Raw genomic sequence first — 24487 nt, 5'->3', positions numbered from 1 at the left:
TGGTGGCTACATATTGATGTTGTGCTGTTGCTTTTTACTGAAAGCTGCTACTAACGACTCATAAATCTACCCTTAATCGTGTATTGGATGATAGTTGCGGATTTTAGGTATTATAAAAATCTCAAGAAAAAAGCTACAGATATTATAAGTGTATCTTTTTTGGCTCAATGCCTTATAAGTCTATTTTTAAGAAAGCCGGATTTTGCACGAGCACGACCATCAACATTGCTTACAGATGATAGAACTTATAATCAGTTGTATCCTGAAAATTGTAACTTATCTGTATATTATAAAGTTGGTAAACTTGGAAAGATAATCCAAGATAATATACGTAAGACACCAGATTTGAACCCTTATGAAAAAAATGATATTTTATTCTATGTACTATATGGTGTTGTTGTAAAACTATTAGGCAAAACAGATATTAAACCTACTGATATCGTAAACTTTGATTTGAATCTTGTTTCAGAAGAATTAATTGATTCTGTAAAAGAACAGATTTATTGTAAATATAAAGAATTAGGTGGCAATGGCAGTGTTGCGAAAAGTTCTAATTTTATACTCCATATAGATGAACTTATGGGATTTAATAAAAAACAAGGTGTTATGTGAAGATACTATTATATTACTGAATTTGACCAAATTTAAAGCCATTCATGAAGGGTGAATAGCAGTATTGCTTTTTATGAATGGATAGCATAATAATATTGCCGAATAAACTGCATAAAAATTCAACACAGTTTATTCGGCAAACAAATTAGATTTGAAGTTTTGGCAAAGTACTTACTATATCCACCGTCTGACAAGAGAGGATGATGACCGACAGTAGTAGGTCGAGGATATAACGGGGGTGTTCGTGTTCTCTTGACCAGTCGTTAGGGTCGTTCTTGATTTGGGAGGCTTTGTCAATGGTGACGGCATAGCGTTCCATTATCCATTCGATTGCGGACTTACCATTGACGATGTAATCGTAGGCTTTGAGCGGAATGTTCTCGATGGTGATATGACCGTTGTAAATGATGCGTGTCTTGTCAGCAACGAGTTTCCCGTTTTCGTCACGGACTTTGGCGAATTTCATCTTATCTACAGTAAAGTATTGGTAGGTTTCATCCGTCCATTCGTTTTGCCAGATGTCGATGTCGCCAATTACTTTTACGCCCAAAGAACGATGTGCAAACATCGGTTTATTTGCATAAAACGGATAATCACCGTCTTGGCCTGTTATCTGCTCATTGATACCTTGCTCGTAGTTCAGGTGCAGGTCGGCAAGTTCCTTTCCGGCTTTATAAAAAGCCATGAAGTCCTGTACATTATCTACAATGGGAATGCGTGGCAATGACTTTTTCAAGTCATCGGCGAAACGCTCACGGTATTGCTTGGAGTGAAACAGTCCATACACATAGTAGAAGATGTGTTCTTTAGTGATGGCTCGTGAGCCTCCGAAACGGTTGCGGACTTCTTTCAATATCCAGTCGGTGATTCCGTCACGGCGGAAATAACGATTTGTTTCCGTATCATCGAAAAGAGTTCCTTCTTGATTTTTATTTTCTTCGTATCTATATAATGGGAAGCATTGGCTTTTCCCTATCAATTCCAAGTCTGGAAGAGTGTCTGATATAATACAAGAAAAATCTTTGCTTACCCCTATACCACTTACGCATATCAGGAAATTCTTACTGGTAGTGTCAGGAAACAATTTAGGTAATTGATACTGACTCCAATTAAATACTTTATCGTAGTATAACCATTGCTTAAAGAATGGGCGATATATCGCTTTACGTATTTTACTGCAATCAAAGATTTGCTGTTCACCTTTCAATGCTTGTTCAAACAATTTCTGGTCCCACTTAATTTTTGTTGGGTCAAGATTTACGATAGCAGATACATCTTCTATCGTTTTACATGCAGTGCATTTTTTTATTTCATCATTATAATTATTTATCGTATTGGATATTCTTGATGATAAGGACTTTGACGAGGAATCATAACACCATACATCACGGTGTGTAATATCTCCTGCTGAAAATATAGAAAATACCGTTTGCTTACTATCCTTCTTATTGCCCAATAGTATAAAATTATCAAATACACCATCTCGCTGATTTATCCAGTCTGCCTTTTCGTTAGGAGTGATAATCTGCCAATCCAGTTTCTGCGAAGAAATAGAACGGAAATCCTTTACCATTTTGAGCTTCTGCTCACGGGTAAGGTAATCGCCTATGTCGTGGTAATGGATAACTGCTTTCTGTCCTTTCTTGGACGGATTTTTGACAAGGAAAGTGATTGCAATGGGAGTACGAGAACCGCTACCAAAAATTTTGCCTCCTTCTTTACGTGAAAGTTCTCCCGATGTACGTTGGTTTCCACGCAAATTCAGCACATAAATGGAAGTAAATTCTTTTTCAAGACAACGCCGGAAACCCTCTCCCGAATTGCTATCCAGCCATGCGCCATTGCTTATAAAAGCAACGATACCGCCTTCGTCCTGTGGTATACGGTCTGATGCCCAACGAAATGCCTTTATATAGCTATCATAAAGAGATTGGATAGTGCGGCCTTTATCTGATGTGGCGGTAGCATAAGTTTCTGAAATTCGTTTCTCCAAATACGGATAAGATAAATTTTGCGCCTTGTCATTTGCACTTTTCTGTCCAACAGAGTACGGTGGATTCCCCACAATAACCCTCACGTGTGTGGACATCTGCTTTTTTACCCGTTTGGAATTGTCTTGGAAGAACTCCGTGAAAAGCTCGTTGTGCTTCTTCTCTGCCAGTTGGAACGTGTCCGTCAGGCAGATGCCGCTGTACGGCAGATAGGTTTTCCGACGGGTAATGTCATGGAATACCGATTCAATGTTCACATCGGCGATATAATAGGCCAGCAGCACGATTTCGTTGCAATGGATTTCATTCAGGTACTTGCGCTCCATGTCCTCCGGTCGGATAAGGCCGGACTGCAACAACCGTGTAATGAACGTGCCTGTTCCTACAAACGGGTCGAGGATATGCACATTCTGTTCGGTCAGCGAAGTGTTGAACTCTGCCTTGAGTATGTCGTTTACAGAATGGATGATGAAGTCCACGCACTCCACGGGCGTATAGACAATGCCCAGTTTCTCCACGGTGAGCGGAAACGCGCCCTTGAAGAACTTTTCGTAGAGGTTCTTGATGATGGTCTGCTTGCCCTCCAGATTGTCTATGCCGCCCACATTCGTCCTCACCGACTGATAGAACTTCTCTAGCACCTCGGTATCTTTCTCGAAAGCCTGCTCCTGCAAAAGGTCTATCATGCGCTGCATGGAGCGGCTCACGGCGTTGTTGTTCACGAACTGGTAATCGGCAAACAAGGCATCAAACACCGGACGGGTGATGATGTGCTGCGCCAGCATTTCGATGGCCTGTGCCGCATCCACGGACGGGTTAAGGTCGCGCTGCAATCCCTTGAGATATTCGTTGAACGCCTTTTTGTGTACGCCGGACTGGATGAGTTTGGATATACGCTCGATGAACTTGTGCGCGATAAGTCCGATTTCCTTTGCCCAGTTTTCCCAATAGAGGCGGTCGCCGCACTTCTCCACGAGCTTGGCATACATGCCCTCCTGCAACTCACCGAAGCGAAGTTCCAACTGCCGGGCGATTTCTGCGTTCTCCATCTGCCTTGCTTCTTCCTCTCCCTCCTGAAAGCCCAACCCCGGCCTACCGATGGTGACGGACGGTGTATAGGACTGCTTGTTGGGTTTCTGCTTGTTGAGCGCAATCTTGTTCACCATCGCATTGAAACGGTCATCGTGGGAACGCAGCGCGTTCAGGATTTCCCAGACCACATCGAATGTCTTGCTGTTGTCGAGTGCTTCTTCTGCTGAAACATCGGACGGCACGACAATAGGGATGATGATGTAACCGTACTTCTTCTCGTCGGGCAGCCCTTTGTGGAAAGTGCGCATTACACGGCCTACCGACTGCACCACATCCACCTGCGAGTTACGGGCGGAAAGGAACAGCACGGCATCGAGCGACGGCACGTCCACGCCCTCGGACAGACACCGCACATTGGTCACCACCCGGCACTCCCGGTCATTTTCCGGTTCATCCGCCAGCCATTGCAGGATTCCGTTGCGCTCCTGTGAGTTCATCGAGCCGTCTATATGCTTTGTGGCTATCGAAACGGTATGCGAAAGGCTTTCCGCATCCAGATTCTCGTCGTACTTTTCCGATATTTGCGGCAATACGGAAGCCACATATTTGGATGCGATGCCCACCCTGCTTGCGCTCCTGTCAATGGACGAACAGAACGCCACGGCACGGCGCATCATGTGTGGGTCGGCATCCCATGTGCGGTGGTCGTCACCCTGTATCATCTTCGACAATCCGTTGATTACGCCGATGAGCTTGGACGTGTCGTCAAAGTTCAGTTCCGTGGTCGTGTCGGTGACATCGCGTCGGATGTTTTCCGGTACATCGTCCTCACCGACGGTAAGGACAAGCACCTTGTAGTCGGTCAGCAGTCCGTTCTGAACGGCGTAGGAGAAATTCACGCGGTAGAACTCCTCCCCATACAGAGCCTTGTCGTCCATCGAACAGAGGATGCAGTCCTTTTCCGATGCCTTTATCTTGGCCGATTCACCGTACAGCCGTGGTGTGGCGGTCATATAGAGGCGTTTCCTGCCTTGCACATTGTCATCGGAGTGTATCTTGGTGAAATTGCTCTCGTCCTTGTCCGACAACTTCACGCCCGTGGTGCGGTGGGCTTCGTCACAGATGATGAAGTCGAACACGCCATACTCTCCGTCTGTTTCGGAAAGTATCTCCTGCTGTGCCGCTGAAACGGCATCAATGGACTGGTAGGTGGAAAACACGACTACCAACCCGTCGTGACTGCGGTATTTCTTCAACTGCGAAGCTATGGACTGCGGACTGGTGGACGCTGGCACTGCAAGGTCAACCACACTGTCATCCATATCATCGTATTTATTCTGTATCTTCCGTGAGGCCTTGGAATCCGAACAGATGCAGACGGCCTTGATGGGTTTCTTCGCGTCTGCTGACCATGCGTTGAGCGACTGCCCCAACAAGGCGATGGACGGAACCATGAACAGTACCAGTCCCTTGCCGTTAAGCAACTGTTCGGTGATGAGCAGTGAGGTGTAGGTCTTTCCCGTTCCGCAGGCCATGATGAGCTTGCCCCGGTCATTGCCGTCTGTGATGTAGTGCGTGTATGCCTTGGATATGGCATCCAACTGGTGCTTGCGCGGTTTCTTGCCCTCTACAAGCGCGGAGTTTCCTGTAAGTCCGTCCATCAGTTTTTGCCAGTCTACGCAGGAGGCGTTCAGGTCAACCATCCCCACCCGCGTAAAAGGCGGGGCTTGGTGGCGGATGGCTTCCTCGGCGTTGCTTCCCCAATGGTTGGTGGTTGAAATCCATATCCGTTTGGTAAACTGGGTAGTCTGGAAAGTCACTTCGTTAGTGAATGTGCGGCTGGAGGTGGCGAGGAATGAATCCACGGCGGGCTTGTCTATCACGGCATCCTCCGCATAACACTTGCACTGGATAGCCCAATAGTCGCCCATCTCGGTCTTGGCCACGAGGTCGATGCCCGTGTCCGTACCTCCGAAGTCCTTGCGCCCCGGAAAGTCCTCCCACAGCCACACCTTTTCAAGCTCGTTGTAGCGAGGGTCTGTCAATAACCATGAGCGCATCAGTCGCTCGAACTTTGTACCCTTTTCCTTTTCGGTAAACGATTCGGTACGGAATTTATATAGTATATCCTTAAAATTCATCTCTTGATAAGAGATATACGTCAAGAACATAAATCCTATGAATCAGGATGTTAGCAAACAAGAAAAAGTGGATTTGCCGAACAAATCCGCACAGTTTTCATCTTTTATCCCATTATAAATGAGAACTTTTCACGGAATTTGCAATATTTTGCGTACCTTTGCGATATAACTATAACTCTTATCAAGAGATTCTGATTTTTGCAAAACAGCTTTTTGCCCGTATATCCCGTTACAAATCTTTAAGGATAAGGCTGTTCGCCCTATCCACAACACTCGTGTCAAGTGAGGCAAGATAGATGCGCGTGGTTTCCTCCGAATCGTGCCCCATGCCTTCGCTGATGACCGAAAGCGGTATGTTCTTGCTCTTGGCGATACTTGCCCATCCATGCCTTGCACAATACATGGTCAATGGAATCTGCAAATCCACCAAACGGGCGACCTCTTTTAAGGCTGCATTTACACGAAAAATGGCATTACGGTATTGCTTTCGTTCATCAGCCAATGGATTGGTGATTATAGGCAACAAGTATTGCGTGACGGAACGGCCTGCATATTTAGTCACGATTTCCTCCATGCACTTTTCCCACTTGATTGTCAATTGCTGCCCGGTCTTTCTCCTGCGGTATGTGAGGATGCCGTTTTTCAAGTCTGACTTCTTCAGATAAGCCATGTCAATGAACGACATTCCACGGGTGTAAAACGAAAAGAGGAACATATCCCTCGCATAGTCCAGATGCGGTTTCAACGTCAGGTCAAGCTCCTTGATGCGCTTAACAGCTTTCAACGGCACGGCACGTTTCACGGTCTTGTCTATGCCCGTATAAACGTGCTTGAAAGGATATTTCTGTTCCGCCAGTTCCTTTTCCACGGCACGGTTATATACGGCACGGAGTATGCGCATATAGAATGAGGTCGTATTGGGGCAGTTGCCGTTGGCTTTCAGCCATGCCTCGTACAGCCTCATCGTATCACTATCTATTTCGCACAGGAGAATGTCCTGACCTTCACGGAACTTCATGAAGCTGGCAAGCGTGGCGGAGTATGTCTCCGAGGTGCGGATTCTGTTCAGCCACTTTAATTGTTCAATGATGCCTTGCATGAAAGGGAACAGGGATTGTCCGTCCGCTTGCCTGTTGAATTTCACGAGGATGTCCTCCACCGTGTAGCTTTTGTTCCCTTTTTCAAGCAATGCGATGATTGCCGTTAGGCGTTTTACATTCCATTCGATTCGGCTTGCAACCGATTGAAGGTAGTTTTTCCGTTCGATGCTTGCCAGAACAGGAACGGCAACCGCCGATGTTTTGCCGTTCCATTCGCTTTCAAATATCCGGCAATCCGTCTTGATTTGGCGGACCACGCGGTCGTGTATTACCTGATAGTAGATGTTGCCCTCCTTGCCGTTTACGGAAGAAGGACGGAATTTCACTTTTACCGATGCCATTCACCTTACTTTTTGTTGCTGTTTACATGTTTAACTTTCAATTTCTCCTGCATTAGACTGTCGGACAAAGTCTTTAACCCTCTGTCATAGCCGTCTGCTTCCTGCCGTATCCATTCGATGGCTTCCTCGTTACGGTGGATGTCAAACACGTCATTCAGCCAAAGAATATGATTGGCGTTGCAGCCTCCCCATGAACGGATGACGCGGAATTTCAACGCATCGTCCGCATATTGCCGTTGGGATTTCCAAAGCTCGATGTTGCCCCATATGGAAAGGGCACACACGATGCCCATGCCGACCAAAAGAGAAAATACCTTGCTCGACCGGATGTCGAAGCTGTGGCGGTGGATATGTTCCTGCGGCTCATTTTTCTGTTCTTCCGAACTTCGGGCAAACGAATCTTTCATGTTTCGCAACAGGTGTAGAATCCTATTTGATGCGTAAACTTCCGCTTCCCCGAACTTGGTCAGCATAGCTTTGGTCTGTACCTGATGCTCCTTTGCGGAACTCTCGAACAGCTCCTTTATGGGGGCCAAGTCCACCGTCGGAGGTTGTCCGTCTGATGAATTGTTTGCTACTTTTGGAGTATTCTCCAACTTACTACTGATACCTTTAAGGCCGTTCTTGATGTCCTCAAAGAGTGAATAAACTTCATTATTATCCATGTTTAAAATCTTATTTTATGTTGTTTCTTTTTCTTATTCTTACGTTTTAGCTGTTCTTCGAAACGGTTTTCCTCAGTCTGTCCGTCCGTGTTGTCCGGCATGAAAAGACCAATCGAACCGCTGTACAAATCATCGTTGTCCTTTGGTTCGGTTGGAAACATGAACTGTCCTTCACGATGCGGCGGTGATATGTTTTCCTGCCGTTCATTGCGTCTGTTACGTTCCAATGCAGCGTCTATCTTGGAATAGCTAAACCGTCTGTCAATCTTGGAACCACTGAACGAATAGCCGTTCATGGTGAAAACTACACCCTGTACCTCGTCCGAATTGCCCTTGTGCTTGAACCGCATTTCCACGCCTTGTTTCTTCAGATTAGCGGCAAGTATGTTCCAGTTTCCGCACCTTGAAACCTCCGATTTAAGAATGGAATAAAGCCCGTACTTGGTCTTGTCCGGCTCTTTCAGGCGGTGTTGCTTCACCCGCTCCTTGCCGCTGGCAAAATAAAGGTTGTACTTCCGTGTCAGTTCCTTGCAGATACGTGCGCTGCGTATCCGCTCGTTACGGTCGCTGATAGTCCTGCCATTGTTGGCGATACGATTGAACGCTATATGCACGTGCGGATGCTCCTTGTCGAAGTGGCGCACGATGAGAACCTGCGTGTCGGTTATCCCTATTTCTTTCAGGTATTCCAACGCTATTCCTGCCATTGCATGGTCTGTAAGACGGTGTTCATCTTCCTTATGAAAAGCCAACGAGATGTGTCCGACGGGCTTCATTACCCTCGGATTCATCTTTGATTGCGCCTCGAAGCTCATGGCTATCGTGTCCCTGTTCTCAGCAAACAGACCGTCACAGACAAGGATTTTAGCGTCCTTTTCCTTGTCAAGAATGTAGTTTACCACACCCTTGAAACTGCTTCCCTTTACAATTTTAGCTATCATATCCGGCTGTCATAAGAGGATTAAATTCAGCAATTCTTCAATCCGTGCCACGAGTATGCGGCACTCCATCCTCACCGTGACAAAGCCAGCAGCATTTGCCTTGTGCGCAAGCTGGTTCAGGTTGTTCGCCATGCCGCAGAGCTTGCGGACATAACCCGTATGTTCCGGCGAGAGCCGCTCCTTCACCTGTCCGTCCCTCATGCAACGGCGCAGGAACTCCCCGGCGGATATGCCCGCACTCCGTGCCTTGCCTTTCAGTGTGTAGTAGTCCGATGTAGCCATCTTCACCGTGAGGCGGTATTTCAACTTGTCTGCCGCTCCCTTCTTGGGGCGACCTCCCTTATTTCTTCTTACTGTTTTTTGCTTATGCTCCATACGTTTGTTACTGTTTATAATACAGATACCCATTAGACCAACGGGATGCAGCTCTCCACAGAGTTTCGGAGTGGGAGCAGACGGTTTCGGTATGCCCGAAACACAAACTTGCTCCCCTCAAAACTCCGCTGGAATAGTTCAGAGTTACTCTGAATCGCACCCCGTTAATCCACTTCTTAATTCTCAGAGTTTACGCCATGCCTCGATGTCCTCCCCGTAGGTGTCAAGGTGCTGCCGTGCGATGTTCTCCACCAGTCCCGACACGCTCATCCTGCGCTCACCGAACATGCGTACGATACGGTCGAGGGCGTCGCGCGTGCTGCGGCTGAGAAATACGGGCTTGCGGTCTTCAATGGACGGAACAGTGAGGAAGGCTTCCTTGTACTCCTCCAACGATGCACGGCGTTGCTTGCCGCTGATACGGCGTACCACCTGCGGAGTTTCGTCCGCCTGTTCCTGCACGGCTTCACCTGCTTTTTCCTGCACAGCCCCACTTGCCTGTTCCTGCGTGTCGGCAGGCTGTGGTTCGGGCTTCGGGGTTTCCAAACTCGGCTTGTTGCCTAAAAAGTCCTGCAATGTTGCATCCATACTCTGGCTGCTTACGTTTTTCTTCATACTTGTTTGAATTTAGTGTTTAACAATGTTGGTCGTTGTGCGCACATTTGACCGATTATCGGTTGCAAAGGAAATGGCTATAAAACAGACAGTCAAAGGATTGGATGGAGTGGGGCAACAATGTATGGTTTTGCACTTTACACATTGCCAGAGCGGTTCAGGCTGCGCCGTTTTGCCATAGTGCATGAAACGGGCATTGGGAATTTTAAGGGCTTAAATGGAGTAGTCGGGACGGATTTAAGGAAATGCCCTTTGAGAAACCGAAGAACGCCACAGGCTACCACATCGACGCCAAATGCTGCCACGCAAGTGCGAAGCGGTCGGATTATGCCGGACTTAGCTTTTCTTTGCAGCACGGACGCTTGGAACAGCCGTAACGGGTTCAGTGGATGACGTCACTCCCGACCACTTGCTGCCACAAGCTGCCACCTCATTGCAAATCCATTGTTTCAAGCGGACAACGGCTTTACTTTACAGGCAAAAAGAAGAACAAACAGTAAGTATAATAAGTATGGAAGTAGTAATCATTTCAAAAAGCAAGTATGAAGAAATGGTCGGCAAGCTCAACCGCCTGTCTGACCGGGTGAATGAAATCCTTCACAAAAGGGAAGGCAAACGGCTCAGCCGTTGGATGGACAACCAAGAAGTCTGCCAACAGTTACGCATCAGTCCGCGCACCTTGCAGACGCTCCGCGATAACGGCACGCTGGCTTACTCGCAGATAGGACACAAGATTTTTTACAAGCCGGAGGATGTGCAGTGTATCGTCCGGCTTGTGGAGGACAGGCGCAAGGATGCAGCCTATCGTGGCTGTAGCATCTAATCAGACAACAAAATGTGTAACCACTAAATCCACTGTAAATTATGAACGACTTGATTCTTGCCGACCGTGAACTGGAAGTCGGCTTTATCGGACAACTGGATGCCCTGCTTGAAGGCATCGAAAGAATGGATGCGAGCCACAAGGCTTCGCCAAGTAACGAACAGTTCCTGACGGACAAGGAAGTGTCGGCATGGCTCAAGGTGAGCCGCCGCACCTTGCAGGATTACCGCAACAACGGGATAATTGCCTATTACCAGTTAGGCGGAAAAATCCTGTATAAGGAATCGGACATCGAAAAGATGGTGATGAGCGGGTATCGGAACGCATATCGCTTGGGAACGTAAATCAGAATGTGAAAAAACAAAGAAAGCCGATGGTGGTAGGAAAACTGTTCACCTTCGGCTTCATCTTTATGTTTCAGTTACAGATAGATTGCCATCTAATTGTGGCATAATTTTACATATACCATTTCCCAACTATCTTTTTCAAAAGATAGCTTTTTTACTTTTATCTTTTTTGTTTTTATCTAAATTGCCGTCAAGATCTGCTTCTCCTAGGTGCCTTTTCCCATTACTATCGAATACTTCATAATGCGTCTGATGAAAATTATCCAAATACCAATAGTATCTTGTACTGTTTTCCTGATATACAGGAACCCCTTGTATCATGAAGTTTGTTTTGGTGAATCTTTTGGAGTTTTCCAGCGAGAATTGGAAAAAACCAAGATTTTTCAGATAATCGATAAGTTTACCTAAGTCATTGAAACAGGGTACTTGTATGAATCCCTTAGGATGGTCTTCTTTATGCACAGCATCCCGAAAAAGCACTAAACGGTTTTTAGGAGGCACCAAGCGGTCTATGCAAATGAAACTTTTCTGGAATGTATCATGCCATGTCGCCAGATGTTTCAGACCGTCACCGTACAACGGAACAACCTTCGTATTCTTAATATCCCAAAGAAAACAAAACAAATCATCGTCTTTTACGTTGCGGTCGATAAGGCACTTGTCTCTTTGTTGGATCTTATTCCTGTCGCAATCCGCACTATTGAACCATAATTTGATTTTCTTGGATCTCCAATCCCTTAGTTCCTTATATATAGGTTGGGTTACTTCGTCCAAAACATGAAAATAGATATTAAGCATGGTTCTCATTCATTATACAAACTATACAAATCATTCTCTGCCTGGTCAAAGAAGCCTTTGGGCTGATAGCGAAGTATACCATCCTCTTCAATCACTACTTCTTCTGCTTTGGATGCGTGTTTCTCTTTGTCATGAAAATCATATACCTTAACCAGATGGTTGGATATGCCCTGCTTATGGTTTTTCTGATAGGCTTTGCAAGCTAAAAGAATACCGTTGATGATGTGATCACTATGTGTCTCTACGATTACTTGTATCCCCTCACTGGCCACTTTAGCAATCAACTTAGCCAATGCGGCCTGTCCACCGGGATGCAAATGAGCTTCCGGATTTTCCAATATAACCAAGGCTCCCGGTTGTGCCGACAACAACGCTACAATCACTGGCAAAGTATAGGATATGCCATAACCGATGTTCTCTGCCCGCAAGTCCATAACAGGTTTGGTTTGGCTGTCTTCGCCATTGAATCCGTAGCTGATAGCATATGTGCTACTGTCTTTCCGTTGCTCCACATTTATGGTCACATCAGGGCTGATTTTCTGTTCCCAATAAATGGTTTGTTGCAACAAACTCAAATCCTCTTTCTGGTTTTCTTCATAATAGTCTTGTACGGTTTCAGCACCATATTTATCCAAGAAATGCGCTACCAGTTCACCTTGTCCTTCGTTCAACGACAATTGCTTTTGGATTTCTACAGCATAGGTCTCTTTTGGAAAAACACTTTTTCCTCCCCATCTAGCCGCACTAATATACTGAAAATCGTTGTTAAACAGGGATAAATCTCTTAATCTGGTATCATTACACGCATTATCATTATATGCGTTTTTCCGAATGAATGAATCCTGTAAATTCGTCATTGCCGCTTTAAAACTAAAATGATATTCGTTGTGGTCAGCGGTAAAGTGAAAAGTGATGATGTCATCCTCAGCCAAGCGGTACAATGCATCATGGGCAATACCTATACTACACAATGGATGGTTTAGATCCAAGCCTTGTGCAAGGCGGTTTTTCAGGAAAGACTGTCTCAATAAAAGAAGAGACTGGATGACACTGGTTTTGCCACAACCGTTCACGCCCGTTAAGACTGTCAGGTTACCAAGGTTGATATTGGTATCTTTATGCGACTTGAAATTGGATATTTGCAATTGGGTTATCATCAGATACTATTATTATATGGTTTCATTGTTTATACTCTTTCTAAGGATTTCAGCAAAACGAGAAAAACGTCTTTTGACATTGTCTGGTTGCCCTGTACCTCCCGAAAATGAATAATTGTATGATCTATTTCTATTCATTTCCGTTATCAAATTCGTTTTGAATAGCTCTTTGTGGGCTAATATCTGGTCGCTGTCATTCTCGTCTACCTTAGCCAGAGTGACGGCTATTACTTCAAAATAAGCTTTGTTTATAGGTCTTCTGTTGTCAGCGACAGACTCCCGTTTTCGGAATGCATCATTGTCGAATATCTCATACGCCAGTTCCATTCCCCGGGTGAAATCCTTTTTCATGTGGTTGATGTCCTCCTCGGAAATTTTACCATGATTGATCATCTCCAGACATGTGTTCATGAAGTTATCCAAATCAGGCACATAGTTTTCATAGCCAAGCAGGTAGAAAGCCATAAAGCGTGTCACAAAATCTTGATCCTGCATCCGTTTGGTAGGAATCTTATGACCTGTGGCTTTTAAAAAAGCAGAATTTACGGCGAGTTCTTTAACCAATTCAATTGCTTTCCCTTGGAAAACGGCATTCCTTATCTCTTGAGGTTTCAATTCCATGCCACCAGTATTCAGTCGTTTGAACAAGATATATTTCACCTTGTCAGGCACTCCACTATTCAACAAGTTTACAGTAACTGGGAGCATTCGGATATCTCGTTTTAAATCAAAAGGTAGGTCGCTGAATTTTTTCCCGTTAAAGTCTAAGAATTCCAGCTCACACAATTCCAATGATTCGTCCACACAAAAGTTACGAATCGCACAACACCTTTGCAAACCATCGATAATCTTCCAATGTCTCCGGGTAACTTCTTCAAAATAAAAAGCAGGGAGACGCAATCCTAACATGGCCGACTCTATCAATCGACTTTGCTTCCCCGGTGACCATAGGTCTTCATTCCGCTGATATTCCGTATGAAAATCAATCCAATCATATTGAATCATATCTATCAAATCACCCAGATTCATAGGGGGATTACTCAATTTTATATCATTAGGTGAAAAAGGTTGGGTAATCAATACGCCAGAAGAAGTATCTTCCTGTTCAATCTCTTGCCCATCTAAATTATTGAAATCTTTTTCTTCCATGTGCCTTTTTTGAAATTCAGTACAAAAATACATATTAAACTGATAAACGAAGAATTTATAAATAAAAAAGTTGCGTTACCAAACGATTTAATCCTGGTTTACCATATGATAAACAAATCACCAGGAATGAATGAACAAACAAGTAAAACCTATACCTAAAAATTTACATACATACCGTGGATTGGCTATGGACAGTGAAAAGAACAAATTTACAGGCTTTTCACGGCTTGCTGTGCATAACCTTTCCATGATGAACCGTCTGAAAGCCATACTTTCCCTGCTTCGTAACTTAAACGCCACGGCTATCACCATTTCAAGACTGTACACGTCATAGCAAATTCTGCCGTCCTGCCTGACGTGCCGTACCGTTTCCTCTTCCGATAACTCCATGTTTTTGTAGATGACGTGTACAGCCCGGCGGATGTCGTAACCGAACACATTGAACGCATCGGACATCTCCTGCTGCGTCATCCAAACGGGAGCGGTCGGCATCGTGACCGCCCCGTTTTCAGTGATTATGATTATTCCTCTTTCCATGTCCGCATTATTTTTTCATTGTCAGAATTCCGTTTACATTCCTTTTTCCAACCGCTGTAATTGCCGCACTTGAACACACGCGAGGGCATCCCGTCATCAGGCAGGGAGAACTTTCCTTTGGTGGTCTCGGACAGCACAGCCAAGTCACGGCTCACCTTCTGGTTGGTGATTTCCGCGTAGATTTGCGTGGTGCGGATGGAGGAATGCCCCATCATCTTGCTGATGGTTTCTATCGGCACGCCGTTGTTCAGGCAAATCAGGGTTGCAAACGAATGGCGGCTCATGTAGTAGGTAAGATGGCATCCCAGATTACACTGTTCGGCTATCATCTTCAAGTTGCGGCACAGGCTTGAAGTCTGCGGAACGAAGAACAGTTTTCCGTCCTTTCCCTCACCACGGTACTTCTCGATGATGCGCAGAGGTATGTCCAACAATTTGATATGGCACTCCGCCTTGGTCTTCTGACGTGCGATGTGAATCCACTTGCTGCCGTCCTCCTTCGTGATGATGTTGTCTTCCGTCAAATTCGCTAGATCCGCCCTCCCGATGCCAGTGAAAGTCGAAAAGACGAACAAGTCCCTCGTATGGCACAGCCTGTATGTGGGCAGCTTGGCTTTCAACAGCTTCTCGAACTGCTCGCCCGTCAGGTAGCGGTGGTTCACCGTGATTTTCTCTATCTTGTGCCCCGCGAAAGGGTCACGTTTGAGGATATGCCTTTTCAAGGCGAGCCGCGTCATCTTGTGCAGCAGGATGAGGTAGTCGTTGTATGCCGACACTTTCAGCCTTAGCACCGTGGAGAGGTAAAACGTGAAGTCGGTCATGAAGCGCATGGTCAGCGAGCGCAACGGCATATCCTCCATGCCGTACTTGTACTTCATGAAATTATGGATGTGCTTGCGTGTGGTCAGATACCGGATATAAGTGTGCCTTGTCCTGTCGATGCCCACACGCTTGGCGTATTCCTCGTTATGTTCATCCATCAATGCGAGCAGGGTTTCCTTCACCTGCGACTTGCCCGTCACGGCGTTCTTGATGATTTCAGCAGAAACGAAACCGTAACTGTCCACGTTCTCCGTGTAGGCGGCACGGGCTTTGGCTTCCAGTGCGGACAGGGCATCGTTCAGCCTGACCAGCTCCTTTTTCTTCTCGCTGTCAAAGCTATCCTTGCGCCCGTCAGTGGAAGCCCTGCCCGTATCAGCATCCCAATACGCAGGCTCGACTTCCAACCCTGTGGAATACTGGCTGACTTTGCCGTCAAGGGTTACGCGCCCCATGACTGGGCATTTGCCGTTCTTCTTCACCTTCTGTCGGTTGATGTAAAATAATAGCTTGAACGTGCTGCGCATGACTTATCCCTCCATCATTTGTTTGACAATAGCCCCTTGTTTCCAACTCGGATTTACCCTGCGCCGGGTGTTGTCCTTGCGTATCGTGGAAGGGGATGCATCAATCCCGAACAGGGAGAACTTACCGCCGATGGCTTCATTCAGCCTGTCCACGTCACGGTCAATCTTGTCCTGCGTGACTTTCGCGTACCGCTGTGTGGTCTTTATATGCTTGTGCCCCATGATTTTGCTTACCGTTTCGATGGGTATTCCTTGCGATAAACAAATTATGCTGCCGAAGGTATGTCTTGCCTGATGGAATGAAATCGGGCGGTTGATGCCGCACATCACGGCTATTTTCTTCAGGTGGCGGTTCATACTTTCCTTTGTGAGCATAGGCAACAGTTTCCCGTTGGCATCTATGCCCCTGTATTTCTCCAAGATGGCTAGCGGTATCTCCATCAGCCTTACACATTCGGGAGTGCCCGTTTTCAGCCTTTCCGTATGAATCCACAGGCTTCCGTCCTCCGCTCTCACGAGGTTCTTCTCCGTCAATGCCCTCATGTCGCAGTAACAGATGCCAGTCCAACACGAGAACAGGAACATGTCCCTCGTGAAGTTGCGGTTGGGCGTGTCGTAGGTCATGTTGGCAAACTTGGCCAGTTCCTCTTCCGTAAGGTACATCTGCTTGAACTCCGGCTTTTGCGAACTGTAACCCTTGAACGGGCTGAAAGGGATAATGCCGCGGAACACGGCGAGCATCATCACGCATTTCAGGCGGTTGATATGCCCGACTATGGTCCTTGGCTTGAAACGCTTGACGGTGCGCATGTACATGTCGAAATCCTCTATGAAGTTACCGTCAATCTGCTTGACGGGCATATCCGAAAGACGGTACTTGTCTTTCAGGAACACGGCAAGGTGGCGGTAAGTGTTCGTGTACTGGTAATAGGTGTTCACGGCACGGTTCACGCCCACGCGCAAGGCGTAGTCGCTGTTGTGTTCCTCGAACAGCTTCATGATGGTGTCCTGAGATTCAGCCAACCCTTGGTAGGCGTTCTTCACTTCCTCTGCCGAAACAACCTCCTTGATGTCTTTAAGTTCGTTGAAACGCTGGCGCAACAACAATAGCGTGCGTTCAATCTCCCGGTTTGCCATGACCGCCATCCTACTCTTGCCCGTACACCGTTGGGCAGTGGCGTTCCACTGCTTCACGTCCACCTTGAACTTGCAGGAGAATTGCGCGATGGAGTTGTTCTTTCCCCTGACGGCTATCCTGCCCATGAGGGGCGACTGTCCGTCCTTGTCCTGTCCGCTGCGCTTGATGTAGAGCAGCACTTTCATTTCTGTCTTCATTGCCATAACTTTTTTGGTTGCAATATTAGTGATACATTGCCGACTGACAGAATTGGAAACGGGGCAGAACGGCGCAAACGGAACGTATGCTGTTAAATCTGCGGATTTGAAGCCCTTGCTGCACGTATAATGCTTGTTTACAAGCATTAGGAATGCTGTTTTTCAGGCTTCAGGCAGGTAGCGGAACAGGTAATGACTTGGTAGCGGAAACCTTGCATTATCCTGCTTTCCCTTGCTGTTTGGCTGTAATGGCAAACAACTGCAAAACCGCTGCTTTACAACGTATTGCGTTTGATTCTCTTTGTTCCTATCTCCCTTGCTTTGATGCTTCTTTCTTGCTATACCGGACTGGCATACGCGGACGTGAAGGCGCTGACGACCGACCGGCTCCAGACCTTTTTCGACGGCAACCTCTGGATCATCACCCGCCGGCGCAAGACAAACACCGAGTCCAACATCCGCCTGCTGGACGTTCCCAGGCGCATCATAGAGAAGTACAAGGGGCTGTCCAAGGACGATCATGTATTTCCGGTACCGAGCAACGGCAGATGCAACACCATATTGAAGGAACTTGGCAGGCAGTGCGGTTTCAAGATACGGCTGACCTATCATGTTGCCCGGCATACGAACGCCACCACCGTGCTGCTCTCGCACGGTGTACCCATCGAGACCGTAAGCCGTCTTTTGGGGCATACGGATTTGAAAACCACCCAGATATATGCCCGGATAACCAACCAGAAGATCAGCAGCGACATGGAAATCCTGTCCCATAAGCTGGAAAAGATGGAGAAGGAGATATGCGATGCCATCTGAGGAAATGGTTTTTATGAAACGGACGATTTTCTCCTTCCTCATCAAAGTTCGTCCGTCCCTGCGGGACTCCGCGTTTTCCCTCCGGTTTCCGGCAGAAAATTTCCGCATGGTGAAATTTTCTACCGGAAAAACGCTCCGAAAGCGCAGGGACGGACGTAAGAGGGATTCAGAAGGCGAAAACTGCGACCGACGTAGTGCATGTGCGACAAGGAAAAGAACTGTCCGGGAGCCCCTTTTCATGCCGTACCCCGGCATGAGACCGCTTTCCTCTCCGGCTGTGGTGAAGGCTCTCCTGCTCCCTCTGCATTGCATATGCGGGTTGTTCCGCCTGTATCCACGTCAGCCGGTATTGCCTGCCCTTTCCTTGGTAGAAACGGCTTGTCGCAACGGGCGGCGTGGCACAGACTTTTCCGGATATGGAGGAACATTCCGGAAAAAAGAGTGGAAGACGGGCTATTATTTGGCTGTATAACAACAAAGTTGTATTTTTGCAAAAAATAATATCATGGCTATAACCATCAAGAACATTCCGGTTTTGGAGGGCGCTACGGCGGAAGATTTCGTACGCAGTGCAGACAAGAACGCCGCAAAGGTAACACCCCGGTTATCAGTGGAGGCAAAGAAACGGTTGAGAAAAGTATTGGAGAAATCCCGTTCATTCCGGTTCAATTAACAGCAATGGACGGTATTTCTTTATATGATGATTGTGTCATGCTTGCCTATAACAAGGAAGTACGGAGGAATTGCCTTCCTTTCACTTGTGGCGAGAATGACCTTGATGATTTTTTTCTCAATGATGCCGATCTGTATGCGGATGAACTCCTTGGAAAAACATATTGTTGGGTGACGGCTGAAATCCCGCATCGTATTGTGGCCTTGTTTACCTTGTCCAATGACAGTATCAAGACCAGACTAATATCCCCCAATGATAAAAACAGGCTGCAACGCAATATTGTAAATCCTAAACGTGGACGCAGCTATCCGGCCGTGCTGATAGGAAGACTGGGTGTCAACCGGGAATATCAGGGTACATCAAGCCACGTAGGACGGCAACTGATGGCTTTCATAAAAGACTGGTTCCGTCATGAGGACAACAAGACAGGATGCCGTTTTATCGTGGTGGATGCATACAATGAGGAAAAGATTCTCAGGTATTATGAAAGAAACGGTTTCGTCCCACTCTATAAAACAGACGTGATAGAAAAGCAATATTATGATATTCCGCAAGATGAACCTTTGAAAACCCGCTTGCTGTATTTTGATTTGAAAAAGGACTGACATAATAATATATCAGTAAAATCCTTTGGGGTGACAACGGGTTCCCAAGACGGGCTGCCGCTACGATTGCCTGCCATATGGCACCGGCCGTTTTCTTGATGGAGGGCGGTGGATTTATCGTTACATTTCACGGGCAGCCAATCCGGAATGACAAGTAATGCCGCACCTGTGGCATAATAGAGCATTATTTTGAAGGCGGAGGCTTTGTCCGGTCCTTCTTTTTCCAAGGTTTTCCGTCGGATGTCTTCAAGTTTTCCACACTTGTTTTAGAATAGTCCGCATTATCAGCCGGTTGCAAGTTTCAGTCCGCCGTTCCGATTCTCTTTATCGCATCGTAGCATGTCATTGATATATTCCAAATACTTATCCATGAATGGGCGACTTATAATTTTGTCTCAGGCAAATATCGAGACGCACTCCTGAATAAAGTCTTCCATGATTTAAAGGACTCCGTATTCCGGAAGGGGCAACGCGTACGCAATTTTTCCGACAGCCAACCTTCCTGTCACCTCCCTGTAATCCTCCCAAAAATCAACACTGCCGTATAAACCGCATGAAAGCCCGGGCACGCTTCCTGTTTCCAATCCCATATCCGTTCCTTCCGCAATATCACATATTGCCGTTCCCATTCCATATCCTTGAATATTTCTCCAAACATACCGAAGACAGAAAAGCTGCATGGTATTTTAGATTCTCACCGGACAGGCAATAGACAGAAGGAATCCGTCATCCTCATTTCTTGCGGCAAAAATAGTTGTTTTTCAGGCCGGTCCCGCAAGGCGGCCCTTCGGGCTGGTTGCTCGTGAAAAAATCTTCCTCACGCTTCGCGTGAGCGTATTTTTTCACGGCAAGCCTTGCCGGAGACCGCCGAAAAACAAACTGGAGGAAGCACAAGAAATAAGAATGCCTACCCGTGTAGGCCATGTATAATTCAAAAAAATATAAGGCTATGGCAGACAAGAGCGCAGAAAAGGAAAGATTGTTCAACGAGTGGTTCACAAAATCCTATGACAGGTTGAGAGGGACGTTACGCCGGTACGGAATACTGGACGAGGACAATTTCCATGACACCTACCTTTTCGTAAGAAGGCAGGTGCTGGTTCCCGGAAAGGACATAACGGACTATGACGCGTATTTCATCGGATGCTACAAAAAGGCGGCCCTGGTAAAGATTAAAAGAGAGAACCGGTATGCACACCCTGAAGATGATTTCTTCCTCCGATGTGGCGAGGAGGCAAAATTCCTTTCCGAGGACGACCTGAACGGGTGCGAGAGGCTGGTTAAGGACATACTGCGTTTCGTAAGGCAGAAGTTCTCCTACGAGGAGTACCGGATGTTCATGCTCCGGTTCTATGAGGCGCAATTCTCGTTCAAGGCACTGGCGGAATGCATGGGTATCTCGGCATCGGCCATATCGCAGAAAGTATGCAGGATAGTGGACGCGGTACGTACCCACAGCGGTTTCGCATGGAGAAGCCAGATGCTGGCGGTGGAAAGCTTCATGTATTGAAAAAAACGAAAACAGTTCAACCGATAAAAGAAAGACAATTATGGCACTGATAGTATACAACAGGGAAAACTCCCGTCCGCAGGAAGTCACATACAAGGGAAAGCGGACCATCAACCTTGACAGCAGGGGAACCGTCTATCTGTCAAAGACGATGTCAATCGAATTGGGAATCCTCGGCGGCGGACGGGTGAACTTCGCCCACGACGACGAGACGGATGACTGGTACATCTGCCGGGCCGACGACAGCGAGGGGTTCATCGTCTGGAAGGACAAAAGATGCGCAAGGTTCTCGGCGGGGTTTATCGTGCAGAGGCTCATGCGGCAGGCGAAGGTGGAGAGGAAGAGCGTGCAGTTCATGATGGCGAGGATGCCGGTAGAGATTGGCGGAGTGGCCTATTACAAGATACTGCTCTCGAATCCGATACTCAGATAGAGACATGGGCCGGAGGAGTCCGGCTGTATATGACATGACGGAGACAGGCGCATCCGACGGGACAAAAGCCCGGAGGATGTGCCTGTTTTTATGTGCCGTCATGTTTACACACGGACATGCGGTTGTCACCGGCCGGCATAAGGTCACTCCGAAAAGACCGGGAAACGGCATTGCCGGAGGATAATGATACCGGTACGGAATGTGCCGCCATTACGGGAATGGATCGTTCCACCGGTACACGAACGACCCGCCCCAATTTCAGAATAACATAATGACATAATAAAATAAGGGTCTTTTTTTATAATGGAATCCCCGTATCTTATTGCCATACCGGAAAAATGTTTCCATGTCCCGCCATGTTATGCCAATGTTGTCACCGGATCATAATTCATAAAGAGAAATACTCTGTGTATAAATACTTTATGAGCAAATTAAAGTCGTTCATCCGATGGAAAGAAAACGAAGGGGCAATCGGTATGACAACCGACCGCCCCTTCATTCACGATCCCGTACGGAACATTTCTAAAGTTCCTCCGGCCTGGTTCTCGCCTCCCGGTAGCAGCCGTCAAGCAATTTCTCGATATCGGAAGAACGGTACAGTATCTTACCGCCCAGCCGGGTGAAGGCAAGCAGGCCGCTGTCACGGTACTGTTGCAGGCTGCGGCGGCTCACTTTCAGCTTTTCAGCCAGTTCGCGGTCCGTATAGAAGTTCTCGCCCGCCATCGCCGGTGACCTGCCGGCAAAGAGACGCTCCATGGAAACGGAGAGACGTTCGACGGTGGAGAAGAACTCTCTTATATGCTCGCTGCTCTCACGGGTGAGCAGACGGTTATCGGTGTTCATCATAAATCTCATCTGTTTGTTGGTTTGACATTTACTTTTTCAGTTTCTCATATATCGGCCCCACCCCATGACATGGAGGGTGTGGGGGCATCCCTCCGACATGAACCGGCACTCTTTCGTACCGATACGGATATGGCATCCCTCCCCGTCCCCGTCTATCCTGTAGAGCGAGAAGCTTCCCCGCCCGTACTCCGCGTCAAGGCTGTAGGCCAGCAGGCGGTAGTCCCCGCTGGAATCCCTGAAGATGTAGAAATCGGGACTGCCGTCCAGACTTTCCCAGCCGCCTGCCAGACTGTCGGGAGAAAGTATCATCCTTTCGTTTCCCATGGCTTCTCAAATTGATTTTCCCATGCTTTCAGCCCGCTTGCGGCGCTCTTCCACTATCCGGACGATACTTTCCACATCCCCGGGCTTGTAATAAGTCTTGTGGCAGATCTGTGTATATGCCAGCGTGCCGTTGTCACGCAGGGTCTGCAGGGTTCTCGGGCTGACCTTCAGCAGCAGGCACACCTCCTGGTTGTCCAGCCATTTCTTCTCCTCCATGTCGCCGTACAGCCGGCAGAGGTTGTCCAGCCGGTCCGCGAACGTCCGGAAGGCTGAGAGCATCGCCTCGAAGGTCCTTGCCTCAATGTTCACTATTTCCATAATCAATGTAATTTCAGGTTTGACATCTGTTTCATTCTCTTTTCGGATCCGGATTCCGTGCCGCAATTTAGTGAATCCCGGCGGAACATCCTGAATTTCAAGACAGGATGACTACCTTTGACACCATATGCGTACTTGTTTCATCCGCAAAGTAAATGATTGTTCCCGGATATGGTTCCGGCCCTTCATCAGATGTCATTATATGTCATCAGATGTCATTGGAATCTGATTTTAACATTCATTTGCTTTCAGTAAGCAAGCGTTCAGATGTAATAGGCAAATTTAAAAACAGCATTTTTGGTAAAGTTGATTAATCACTTTTCAGTAAGCTAAGAAGTACTACGTTCAGATCCGTTCCCGGGGAATTTGGGAATTTCCGGTGCGTATATTTGTGAAGTCATCACCGTCAGACCGATCCAACAATATGAATAACACGGCAAACCCCGCCAATCGGACCCGTCCGTTTCACAGCACTTGTTATTATCGTTTTATTTGCTTCCGACAACCGGGCAAACGGGTAGACCGTGCCCACAGTATCAACCATCTAAAATCCATGTACAATGAAAAGTGAACCGACTGAAAAACCAAGAGGAAAGAAAACGGCGGCATCCGAAACCGCAGACAGAAAGAACGGTCGTAGTCCTAGCCCCGGCCACGACGGGTGGTGGGAAAGACTCATGATGGAACCCGGTCCGGGGGAATCCACCGGTACGGATGCGGAACCGGTGATTCCATCCGGGACTGATGCGGAGGAGGTGTCCGGGGAGGCGGGAAGAAAGGACACCCCGCCGGAACCGGAAGACCCCGTGAGAAGAAGGACGAGCGGCAGGCAGCGCAGGGCCTCGCTGGAGGAGTACCGGGAAACATACCTCACCGTCCCGAAGATCAGGAACCGCAAGACGGTGTTCGTCAGTGAGGATGTGAGGGACGAACTGGACGCCGTCGTCCGCAGGCTCGGCGGGCGTGGCATGAGCGTTTCCGGACTGCTGGAGAACCTTGCCAGGGAGCATCTTGCCGCCTACCGTGGGGACATCGAGCAGTGGAGAAAAATCTGACAGCCTGTAACCGGGCGTGGAGTGTACCCGATGTATGCACCGTCCCCTGTGTACCCGCTTCAATGTGGAAAATGCGGGGGGATTTTTCTGTGGGGGGAGCAAGGGTATGTTTCCGGATTCCCGAAAACCCTTGCTCCCCGCGCCCGGTGGTTGCAGGGAGGACGGATCTACTCCCGCCGGTCGCAGATTTTGGAATGAAAGAAGTACGGACGAAAAAGAAAAACATATGACAAAGGATGTGAATGGGATGAAGAAAAAACGCGGCCGTCCGGCACTGGGCAGGACGCGGAAGCTGACCAGGGGAGTGACAGTGAAGTTCTCCCCCGTCAGCTACGAGGCTCTCAGGTTCAGGGCAGGGAAGTCCGGCCGGAGTCTGGCGGTCTATATCAGGGAGGCGGCACTGGCGGCCACCGTGACGGCAAGGCATACGCCAGAGGAGAACGCACTGCTGCGCAGCCTGGCGGGAATGGCGAACAACCTGAACCAGCTGACAAAGCTCTCGCACCAGACAGGCTTTTACAGGACAAGGCTGCTGATAGAGGGGTTGCTGGGAAAGCTGAAGCGGATCATGGATGATTACAGACCTGAAGGAGGAGGATAGCCTC

General features: G+C 47.6%; 27 protein-coding genes and 1 pseudogene. 12 read left to right on the top strand and 16 right to left on the bottom strand.

From position 1 onward, the window contains the following. Window positions 1-87: 87 nt before the first annotated feature. Entirely contained in the window at window positions 88-612 is a 525-nt protein-coding gene (locus MUN53_RS09655) for a hypothetical protein (protein ID WP_243325128.1), read from the top strand. 145 nt (window positions 613-757) lie between these two features. On the opposite strand, the gene MUN53_RS09650 is transcribed toward MUN53_RS09655, so the two are convergent. The 6 genes from MUN53_RS09650 to MUN53_RS09625 all read right to left on the bottom strand — a co-directional run bounded on the left by MUN53_RS09650 (window position 758) and on the right by MUN53_RS09625 (window position 9813). Then, window positions 758-5776 (bottom strand): DEAD/DEAH box helicase, encoded by a 5019-nt coding sequence (locus MUN53_RS09650; RefSeq protein ID WP_243325127.1) that lies wholly within the window; start codon window positions 5774-5776, stop codon window positions 758-760. A 229-nt stretch (window positions 5777-6005) separates the two neighbouring features. Continuing rightward, window positions 6006-7217, bottom strand: a complete 1212-nt coding sequence (locus tag MUN53_RS09645; protein ID WP_243325126.1) for a tyrosine-type recombinase/integrase — start codon at window positions 7215-7217, stop codon at window positions 6006-6008. A gap of 5 nt (window positions 7218-7222) precedes the next feature. After that, entirely contained in the window at window positions 7223-7882 is a 660-nt protein-coding gene (locus MUN53_RS09640) for a hypothetical protein (protein WP_243325125.1), read from the bottom strand. A gap of 2 nt (window positions 7883-7884) precedes the next feature. Continuing rightward, window positions 7885-8823 (bottom strand): relaxase/mobilization nuclease domain-containing protein, encoded by a 939-nt coding sequence (locus tag MUN53_RS09635; protein ID WP_243325124.1) that lies wholly within the window; start codon window positions 8821-8823, stop codon window positions 7885-7887. Window positions 8824-8832: 9 nt separating this feature from the next. Beyond that, window positions 8833-9198, bottom strand: a complete 366-nt coding sequence (locus MUN53_RS09630; protein ID WP_243325122.1) for a plasmid mobilization protein — start codon at window positions 9196-9198, stop codon at window positions 8833-8835. Between the two features lie 183 nt (window positions 9199-9381). Beyond that, window positions 9382-9813, bottom strand: coding sequence for a DUF3408 domain-containing protein (locus tag MUN53_RS09625; RefSeq protein ID WP_243325120.1), 432 nt, complete (start codon window positions 9811-9813; stop codon window positions 9382-9384). 511 nt (window positions 9814-10324) lie between these two features. On the opposite strand from MUN53_RS09625, the gene MUN53_RS09620 reads away from it, so the two are divergent. Then, entirely contained in the window at window positions 10325-10636 is a 312-nt protein-coding gene (locus tag MUN53_RS09620; protein ID WP_195337798.1) for a helix-turn-helix domain-containing protein, read from the top strand. A 41-nt stretch (window positions 10637-10677) separates the two neighbouring features. Then, window positions 10678-10980 carry a helix-turn-helix domain-containing protein gene (locus MUN53_RS09615; protein WP_243325118.1) on the top strand — a complete coding sequence of 101 codons (303 nt, stop codon included), beginning with the start codon at window positions 10678-10680 and terminating at the stop codon, window positions 10978-10980. Between the two features lie 141 nt (window positions 10981-11121). Here the strand turns inward: MUN53_RS09615 and MUN53_RS09610 are convergent, their stop codons facing one another. From MUN53_RS09610 to MUN53_RS09585, 6 genes are all read right to left on the bottom strand, one after another. Further along, window positions 11122-11781: a hypothetical protein gene (locus MUN53_RS09610; protein WP_243325116.1), complete on the bottom strand. Its 660-nt coding sequence runs from the start codon at window positions 11779-11781 to the stop codon at window positions 11122-11124. Window positions 11782-11786: 5 nt separating this feature from the next. Next, window positions 11787-12938, bottom strand: a complete 1152-nt coding sequence (locus tag MUN53_RS09605; protein ID WP_243325114.1) for a DUF3696 domain-containing protein — start codon at window positions 12936-12938, stop codon at window positions 11787-11789. A 12-nt stretch (window positions 12939-12950) separates the two neighbouring features. Next, the gene (locus MUN53_RS09600; RefSeq protein WP_243325113.1) at window positions 12951-14087 is read right to left on the bottom strand and encodes a DUF262 domain-containing protein; all 1137 of its coding nucleotides are present in this window, start codon (window positions 14085-14087) and stop codon (window positions 12951-12953) included. 117 nt (window positions 14088-14204) lie between these two features. Next, a complete protein-coding gene (locus MUN53_RS09595; protein ID WP_243325111.1) occupies window positions 14205-14624 on the bottom strand; it encodes a transporter in 420 nt (139 codons plus the stop codon). Then, window positions 14609-15970 carry a site-specific integrase gene (locus MUN53_RS09590; RefSeq protein WP_243325109.1) on the bottom strand — a complete coding sequence of 454 codons (1362 nt, stop codon included), beginning with the start codon at window positions 15968-15970 and terminating at the stop codon, window positions 14609-14611. The genes MUN53_RS09595 and MUN53_RS09590 overlap by 16 nt, the downstream gene beginning before the upstream one ends. Before the next feature lie 3 nt (window positions 15971-15973). Beyond that, window positions 15974-17305, bottom strand: coding sequence for a site-specific integrase (locus MUN53_RS09585; protein ID WP_243325131.1), 1332 nt, complete (start codon window positions 17303-17305; stop codon window positions 15974-15976). Window positions 17306-17638: 333 nt separating this feature from the next. Between MUN53_RS09585 and MUN53_RS09580 the strand changes: the two are divergent. The 4 genes and pseudogenes from MUN53_RS09580 to MUN53_RS09565 all read left to right on the top strand — a co-directional run. Further along, a pseudogene (locus tag MUN53_RS09580) lies at window positions 17639-18118 on the top strand (site-specific integrase); the annotation flags it as partial. After that, window positions 18108-18590, top strand: coding sequence for a hypothetical protein (locus MUN53_RS09575; RefSeq protein WP_117816615.1), 483 nt, complete (start codon window positions 18108-18110; stop codon window positions 18588-18590). The pseudogene MUN53_RS09580 and the gene MUN53_RS09575, both read left to right, overlap by 11 nt. 33 nt (window positions 18591-18623) lie before the next feature. Further along, a complete protein-coding gene (locus tag MUN53_RS09570; RefSeq protein ID WP_007853006.1) occupies window positions 18624-18791 on the top strand; it encodes a hypothetical protein in 168 nt (55 codons plus the stop codon). 5 nt (window positions 18792-18796) lie between these two features. After that, complete coding sequence (locus MUN53_RS09565; RefSeq protein WP_038605937.1) at window positions 18797-19396, top strand: GNAT family N-acetyltransferase; 600 nt, start codon at window positions 18797-18799, stop codon at window positions 19394-19396. Between the two features lie 440 nt (window positions 19397-19836). Here the strand turns inward: MUN53_RS09565 and MUN53_RS09560 are convergent, their stop codons facing one another. After that, window positions 19837-20025 (bottom strand): hypothetical protein, encoded by a 189-nt coding sequence (locus MUN53_RS09560; RefSeq protein ID WP_243325107.1) that lies wholly within the window; start codon window positions 20023-20025, stop codon window positions 19837-19839. Window positions 20026-20345: 320 nt separating this feature from the next. Here MUN53_RS09560 and MUN53_RS09555 point away from each other — a divergent pair, with 320 nt between their 5' ends. The 3 genes from MUN53_RS09555 to MUN53_RS09545 are packed head-to-tail and all read left to right on the top strand — an operon-like array spanning window position 20346 to window position 21523. After that, a complete protein-coding gene (locus tag MUN53_RS09555) occupies window positions 20346-20906 on the top strand; it encodes a sigma-70 RNA polymerase sigma factor region 4 domain-containing protein (protein WP_117816635.1) in 561 nt (186 codons plus the stop codon). A gap of 40 nt (window positions 20907-20946) precedes the next feature. Continuing rightward, entirely contained in the window at window positions 20947-21339 is a 393-nt protein-coding gene (locus MUN53_RS09550; RefSeq protein WP_004295310.1) for a hypothetical protein, read from the top strand. A 4-nt stretch (window positions 21340-21343) separates the two neighbouring features. Beyond that, window positions 21344-21523 (top strand): hypothetical protein, encoded by a 180-nt coding sequence (locus tag MUN53_RS09545; protein WP_005641974.1) that lies wholly within the window; start codon window positions 21344-21346, stop codon window positions 21521-21523. Window positions 21524-21861: 338 nt separating this feature from the next. On the opposite strand, the gene MUN53_RS09540 is transcribed toward MUN53_RS09545, so the two are convergent. From MUN53_RS09540 to MUN53_RS09530, 3 genes are read right to left on the bottom strand one after another with little or no spacing between them, the layout of a single operon-like run. Next, window positions 21862-22185 (bottom strand): helix-turn-helix domain-containing protein, encoded by a 324-nt coding sequence (locus MUN53_RS09540; RefSeq protein ID WP_004295308.1) that lies wholly within the window; start codon window positions 22183-22185, stop codon window positions 21862-21864. Between the two features lie 36 nt (window positions 22186-22221). Continuing rightward, a complete protein-coding gene (locus MUN53_RS09535) occupies window positions 22222-22509 on the bottom strand; it encodes a hypothetical protein (RefSeq protein ID WP_009275867.1) in 288 nt (95 codons plus the stop codon). A 6-nt stretch (window positions 22510-22515) separates the two neighbouring features. After that, complete coding sequence (locus MUN53_RS09530; protein ID WP_075965486.1) at window positions 22516-22827, bottom strand: helix-turn-helix domain-containing protein; 312 nt, start codon at window positions 22825-22827, stop codon at window positions 22516-22518. Between the two features lie 560 nt (window positions 22828-23387). Here MUN53_RS09530 and MUN53_RS09525 point away from each other — a divergent pair. Continuing rightward, window positions 23388-23882: a DUF3408 domain-containing protein gene (locus MUN53_RS09525; RefSeq protein WP_075965485.1), complete on the top strand. Its 495-nt coding sequence runs from the start codon at window positions 23388-23390 to the stop codon at window positions 23880-23882. Between the two features lie 226 nt (window positions 23883-24108). Next, window positions 24109-24483 carry a plasmid mobilization protein gene (locus MUN53_RS09520; RefSeq protein ID WP_243325104.1) on the top strand — a complete coding sequence of 125 codons (375 nt, stop codon included), beginning with the start codon at window positions 24109-24111 and terminating at the stop codon, window positions 24481-24483. Window positions 24484-24487: the final 4 nt, after the last annotated feature.

Source organism: Parabacteroides faecalis, assembly GCF_022809355.1.
Lineage (GTDB): Bacteria > Bacteroidota > Bacteroidia > Bacteroidales > Tannerellaceae > Parabacteroides > Parabacteroides faecalis.
The sequence above is the reverse complement of the archived record's forward strand: the minus strand, read 5'-3'. Positions and strand labels throughout refer to the sequence as shown.

Excerpts from the sequence above, each read along its gene's own strand:
- MUN53_RS09595 (WP_243325111.1), bottom strand. The coding sequence starts at position 14,624 with ATGGAAAGAGGAATAATCATAATCACTGAAAACGGGGCGGTCACGATG.
- MUN53_RS09630 (WP_243325122.1), bottom strand. The coding sequence starts at position 9,198 with ATGGAGCATAAGCAAAAAACAGTAAGAAGAAATAAGGGAGGTCGCCCC.
- MUN53_RS09565 (WP_038605937.1), top strand. The coding sequence starts at position 18,797 with ATGGACGGTATTTCTTTATATGATGATTGTGTCATGCTTGCCTATAAC.
- MUN53_RS09585 (WP_243325131.1), bottom strand. The coding sequence starts at position 17,305 with ATGAAGACAGAAATGAAAGTGCTGCTCTACATCAAGCGCAGCGGACAG.
- MUN53_RS09570 (WP_007853006.1), top strand. The coding sequence starts at position 18,624 with ATGGCTATAACCATCAAGAACATTCCGGTTTTGGAGGGCGCTACGGCG.
- MUN53_RS09640 (WP_243325125.1), bottom strand. The coding sequence starts at position 7,882 with ATGGATAATAATGAAGTTTATTCACTCTTTGAGGACATCAAGAACGGC.
- MUN53_RS09540 (WP_004295308.1), bottom strand. The coding sequence starts at position 22,185 with ATGATGAACACCGATAACCGTCTGCTCACCCGTGAGAGCAGCGAGCAT.
- MUN53_RS09645 (WP_243325126.1), bottom strand. The coding sequence starts at position 7,217 with ATGGCATCGGTAAAAGTGAAATTCCGTCCTTCTTCCGTAAACGGCAAG.
- MUN53_RS09635 (WP_243325124.1), bottom strand. The coding sequence starts at position 8,823 with ATGATAGCTAAAATTGTAAAGGGAAGCAGTTTCAAGGGTGTGGTAAAC.
- MUN53_RS09525 (WP_075965485.1), top strand. The coding sequence starts at position 23,388 with ATGAAAAGTGAACCGACTGAAAAACCAAGAGGAAAGAAAACGGCGGCA.
- MUN53_RS09610 (WP_243325116.1), bottom strand. The coding sequence starts at position 11,781 with ATGCTTAATATCTATTTTCATGTTTTGGACGAAGTAACCCAACCTATA.
- MUN53_RS09650 (WP_243325127.1), bottom strand. The coding sequence starts at position 5,776 with ATGAATTTTAAGGATATACTATATAAATTCCGTACCGAATCGTTTACC.
- MUN53_RS09520 (WP_243325104.1), top strand. The coding sequence starts at position 24,109 with ATGACAAAGGATGTGAATGGGATGAAGAAAAAACGCGGCCGTCCGGCA.
- MUN53_RS09545 (WP_005641974.1), top strand. The coding sequence starts at position 21,344 with ATGGGCCGGAGGAGTCCGGCTGTATATGACATGACGGAGACAGGCGCA.
- MUN53_RS09600 (WP_243325113.1), bottom strand. The coding sequence starts at position 14,087 with ATGGAAGAAAAAGATTTCAATAATTTAGATGGGCAAGAGATTGAACAG.
- MUN53_RS09655 (WP_243325128.1), top strand. The coding sequence starts at position 88 with ATGATAGTTGCGGATTTTAGGTATTATAAAAATCTCAAGAAAAAAGCT.
- MUN53_RS09535 (WP_009275867.1), bottom strand. The coding sequence starts at position 22,509 with ATGGGAAACGAAAGGATGATACTTTCTCCCGACAGTCTGGCAGGCGGC.
- MUN53_RS09625 (WP_243325120.1), bottom strand. The coding sequence starts at position 9,813 with ATGAAGAAAAACGTAAGCAGCCAGAGTATGGATGCAACATTGCAGGAC.
- MUN53_RS09550 (WP_004295310.1), top strand. The coding sequence starts at position 20,947 with ATGGCACTGATAGTATACAACAGGGAAAACTCCCGTCCGCAGGAAGTC.
- MUN53_RS09615 (WP_243325118.1), top strand. The coding sequence starts at position 10,678 with ATGAACGACTTGATTCTTGCCGACCGTGAACTGGAAGTCGGCTTTATC.
- MUN53_RS09560 (WP_243325107.1), bottom strand. The coding sequence starts at position 20,025 with ATGGGAACGGCAATATGTGATATTGCGGAAGGAACGGATATGGGATTG.
- MUN53_RS09620 (WP_195337798.1), top strand. The coding sequence starts at position 10,325 with ATGGAAGTAGTAATCATTTCAAAAAGCAAGTATGAAGAAATGGTCGGC.
- MUN53_RS09530 (WP_075965486.1), bottom strand. The coding sequence starts at position 22,827 with ATGGAAATAGTGAACATTGAGGCAAGGACCTTCGAGGCGATGCTCTCA.
- MUN53_RS09590 (WP_243325109.1), bottom strand. The coding sequence starts at position 15,970 with ATGCGCAGCACGTTCAAGCTATTATTTTACATCAACCGACAGAAGGTG.
- MUN53_RS09555 (WP_117816635.1), top strand. The coding sequence starts at position 20,346 with ATGGCAGACAAGAGCGCAGAAAAGGAAAGATTGTTCAACGAGTGGTTC.
- MUN53_RS09575 (WP_117816615.1), top strand. The coding sequence starts at position 18,108 with ATGCCATCTGAGGAAATGGTTTTTATGAAACGGACGATTTTCTCCTTC.
- MUN53_RS09605 (WP_243325114.1), bottom strand. The coding sequence starts at position 12,938 with ATGATAACCCAATTGCAAATATCCAATTTCAAGTCGCATAAAGATACC.